Source organism: Microbacterium sp. (assembly GCF_029263575.1).
Classification (GTDB): Bacteria; Actinomycetota; Actinomycetes; order Actinomycetales; family Microbacteriaceae; genus Microbacterium.
Map to the genome: position 1 here is coordinate 1 of NZ_JAJUFV010000214.1, position 3,972 is coordinate 3,972.

The following is a 3,972-nucleotide window of genomic DNA, read 5'->3' on the forward strand; positions in this document are numbered from 1 at the left end:
CGTCGACGAGCGTCTCGATGGCCTGCCGCACCGCAGGGACGGGAGCACCGACCGCCGCCGCCAGCGCGACGAGTCCCAGCGGCTCATCGATGATCAGCAGAATCGCCTCGAGCTTCTCGGTCAGCGGAGTCTCGTGTGCAGTGTCATCGGTCATAGCTGTGTCATCGGTCATAGCTGTGTCATCGGTCATAGCTGTGTCATCGGTCATAGTCAGCCCCCAGGCTCGCCAGTGTCTCGTCCGACCAGGATTCAGCAGACCAGCGCAGTGTCAGCTCCCCCAGCGGCTCGAGCTGTTCGAATGAAAGCGCCGCCTGCCGGTACAGCTCAAGCACCGAGATGAACCGCGCGACGATGATGCCCGGCTCGGCGATGCCGGAGACCAGCTCGCGGAACGTCAACGACTCCGTGTCACGCAGCAAGGTGACGACGATCGCCGCCTGCTCACGGATGCTGACCAGCGGAGCGTGCAGATGGTCGAGCCCGACACTCGGAACCTCTTTCGGTGCGAACGCGAGCAGAGCAAGAGCGGCGAAGTCGTCGACGCTGAGCGTCCAGACGAGCTCGGGCGTCTGCTTGCGATGCTTCTCATCGAGACGCGCCGCGCGCACATGGCGACGGTCTTCGCGCTGCAGGCATCGTGAGAACCAGGCCGAGACCTCTTTGAACGCGCGGTACTGCAGCAGCCGGGCGAACAGCAGATCGCGCGCCTCCAGCAGCGCCACCGACTCGGCATCGACCAGCTCGCCCTGCGGTAGGAGGCCCGCGACCTTCATGTCCAGCAGGGTCGCTGCGACCACCAGGAACTCGGATGCCTGATCCAGCTCTTCCTCAGACTCCAAGTCGCCCAGATACGCGATGAACTCATTCGTCACCGCACTGAGCGACACCTCGGTGATGTCGAGCTCGTGCTTCGAAATCAGGTTCAGCAGCAGATCGAACGGGCCGTCGAAATTCGACAGCGAGACCCGAAAGCCGTCGGTCTGCTCGGTTACCGCATCCGCCCCGCCGGCAGGACCCTCGCTATGCGACGGCGCCACGGGCAACCAGTTCCCGAGCCAATCGCAAGTAGGCCTGAGCGGCTGCGTGCTCGGGCGCGAACTCGGTGATGGGAACTCCTGAGACCGAGGCATCCGGGAACTTCACCGTGCGCCCGATGACTGTCTCGAGCACGTCGTCCCCGAAGGTCTCGACGATGCGCTCCAGCACCTCTCGCGAGTGCAGCGTGCGTGAGTCGTACATGGTCGCGAGCAGCCCGTCGAGGGTGATGCCCGGGTTCAGGCGGTCGCGCACTTTCTCGATCGTCTCGATCAGCAGCGCCACACCGCGCAGCGCGAAGAACTCGCACTCCAGTGGAACGAGCACACCGTGGCTCGCCGTCAGAGCGTTCACGGTCAACAGGCCGAGCGAAGGCTGGCAGTCGATCAGGATCACGTCGTACTCACCGGCGACCTGGCGCAGCACACGCGCGAGAATCGTCTCGCGGGCGACCTCGTTGACCAGGTGCACCTCAGCGGCCGACAGATCGATGTTGGCCGGAAGAACATCGAGCCGATCGACCTGCGACTTCACGATCACCTCGTGCGCGTCGCGCTTCGGGTCGAGCAGCAGGTCGTAGATCGTCGGCACATCGTGGGTCGTGATGCCGAGCCCGGCCGACAGCGCGCCCTGCGGGTCGAAGTCGACCGCGAGCACCCGGCGCCCGTACTCAGCGAGCGAGGCGGCGAGGTTGATCGAGGTGGTCGTCTTGCCGACGCCGCCCTTCTGATTGCACAGCGCGATGATGCGCGCGGGGCCGTGTGACGACAGCGGAGCGGGAGTGGGAAAGCCCTGATACGGGCGCCCGGTGGGTCCCATGGGGATGTCGTCGTCCTTGGACGTCTTTCCCTTGGTCTTCGCCACGTTCTGAGCCACCGAAACCCCTGCTTCCTTCGTGCTTGCTCGATTCTAGCGATTCACCTGCGGTTACGCCTGTTCACGCGCGGCGATCCCGCCGATTCCGCCTGGCACCGCACACGCTCGTCGGGCTGCCTACCGGGCGCGCGGGTGAGAGGTCGCATAGATATCGCGCAGAGTGTCAACCGACACGTGCGTGTAGATCTGGGTCGTGGCACCCGAGGCGTGCCCGAGCAGTTCTTGCACCACACGCACCTCGGCACCGCCCTGCAGCAGATGCGTCGCGAACGAATGCCGCAGCGTGTGCGGTGACACCTCGGCGGTGATGTTCGCCGCTTCTGCCGCGTCACGAATCACCCGCCAGGCGCTCTGACGCGACAGTGGTGCGCCGCGGGCTCCGAGAAACAGTCGGGCCGAGGACTTGCCCTTGGCCGCCAGCGCAGGGCGCACCCGCGTCAGATAGGCGTCGACAGCATCGCGCGCGAACGACCCCACCGAAACGATGCGCTCTTTCGACCCCTTGCCGCGAAGTCGCAGCACGTCCCCGTGCGCGAGATCGTCGACATCGAGCCCGACGGCCTCAGAGACGCGCGCCCCCGTCGCATACATCAGCTCCAGCAGCGCACGGTCGCGGATGCCGATCGGCTCCTCCGCCGACGGCGCCGACAGCAGACGCTCGACCTGGTCGATCGACAGTGCCTTGGGCAGACGCTGCGGCGTCTTGGGCGGTCTGAGCCTGACGCTCGGATCCTCCAGTTCGATCCCCTCGCGCACCAGATGTCGGTGCAGCCCTCGCACCGACGACTGCAGCCTGGCCAGGCTCGTCGCCGCCGGCGGCGGTTGCATCGACGATCTCTCCGTGATGAAACGGCGGATGACCGACCCCGTCACGGCCGCGGTGTCGGTGATTCCGGCATCCGTCAGCCACTGCTGGTAGACCTCGAGATCGCGACGATACGCGCCGACGGTGTGCTCAGAAAGGCCGCGCTCGATTGTGACGTGCCGCAGGTAGGCATCGATCGCACGGTCGATGAGCACGGTTACCTCCGCAGTCTCCGTTCGGCCGCGAGCACCCCGATAGCCAGGATGCCGTTTCGCAACCGTCCGTCGAGCACAGCCTCCGCGGCATCCGACAGCGGGACCCAGCGGGTGCGGATATCAGCCTCTTCGTCGGTTCTCTCGTGCGCCGCCTCGGCGCGCTCAATGCCGGTGGCGAGGTAGATCCGAATCAGCTCGTTGTTGCCGCCGGGCGTCGTCCAGGCCGCGACCAGCTGCTCCCACTCGCGCGCGACGAGATCGGTCTCTTCGGCGAGCTCACGCTGCGCCGCCAGCATCGGATCTTCGCCGGGGACATCGAGCAGGCCTGCGGGCAGCTCCCAATCTCGGTAGCGGATCGGATGCCGGTACTGCTGAATCAGCAGAACCCGGTCGTCGTCGTCGAGCGCGAGCACGGCGACAGCACCCGTGTGATCGACATACTCGCGGACGATCTCACCGTCACCGTAGGAGATGCGGTCAGAGCGCACATTCCACACCCAGCCGTTGTAGACGACGTCGCTGTGGACGACCGCCGGCTCGAACGGCTCGTCGCGCAGGTCGTCACTCATCGTCAGCGGAGACGTCGAAGAGCTCGCTGGCGCGGTGACGTTCGATGGCCGCGCCGATCAAACCGCGGAAGAGCGGATGCGGGTCGGTCGGGCGCGAGCGCAGCTCGGGGTGCGCCTGCGTGGCGATGTAGTACGGATGCACCTCGCGCGGCAGCTCGACGTACTCGACGAGGTCGAGCTCGGGGTTCAGACCGGAGAACACGAGCCCGGCACCCGAAAGCCGCTCGCGGTAGGCGTTGTTGACCTCGAAGCGGTGGCGGTGGCGCTCGGAAATCTCTGTCGCACCATAGACCTCGGCGGCGAGGGTTCCTTCGCCGAGGGCTGCCTGGTACAGGCCGAGGCGCATGGTGCCGCCCAGGTCGCCGCCGTCGAGAATCTCGACCTGCTCGGCCATCGTGGCGATGACGGGCTCGGCGGTCTCGGGGTCGAACTCGGTCGACGATGCCCCGGCGATACCGGCGACGTCGCGCGC

Annotated in this window: 4 protein-coding genes and 2 pseudogenes; all 6 read right to left on the minus strand. The window is 66.5% G+C overall.

Going from position 1 to position 3,972, the window contains the following annotated elements; translation table 11 throughout:
* Positions 1-172, minus strand: a pseudogene (locus Q1J95_RS15000) (SMC-Scp complex subunit ScpB); the annotation flags it as partial.
* Positions 173-197: 25 nt separating this feature from the next.
* Entirely contained in the window at positions 198-959 is a 762-nt protein-coding gene (locus Q1J95_RS15005) for a ScpA family protein (protein ID WP_300269091.1), read from the minus strand.
* Positions 960-1,020: 61 nt separating this feature from the next.
* Positions 1,021-1,854 carry a ParA family protein gene (locus tag Q1J95_RS15010; protein WP_300269094.1) on the minus strand — a complete coding sequence of 278 codons (834 nt, stop codon included), beginning with the start codon at positions 1,852-1,854 and terminating at the stop codon, positions 1,021-1,023.
* A 174-nt stretch (positions 1,855-2,028) separates the two neighbouring features.
* Entirely contained in the window at positions 2,029-2,931 is a 903-nt protein-coding gene (gene xerD / locus Q1J95_RS15015; RefSeq protein WP_300269086.1) for a site-specific tyrosine recombinase XerD, read from the minus strand.
* Between the two features lie 2 nt (positions 2,932-2,933).
* Positions 2,934-3,500, minus strand: coding sequence for an NUDIX hydrolase (locus Q1J95_RS15020; protein WP_300269089.1), 567 nt, complete (start codon positions 3,498-3,500; stop codon positions 2,934-2,936).
* Positions 3,493-3,972, minus strand: a pseudogene (locus tag Q1J95_RS15025) (CTP synthase); the annotation flags it as partial. The gene Q1J95_RS15020 and the pseudogene Q1J95_RS15025, both read right to left, overlap by 8 nt.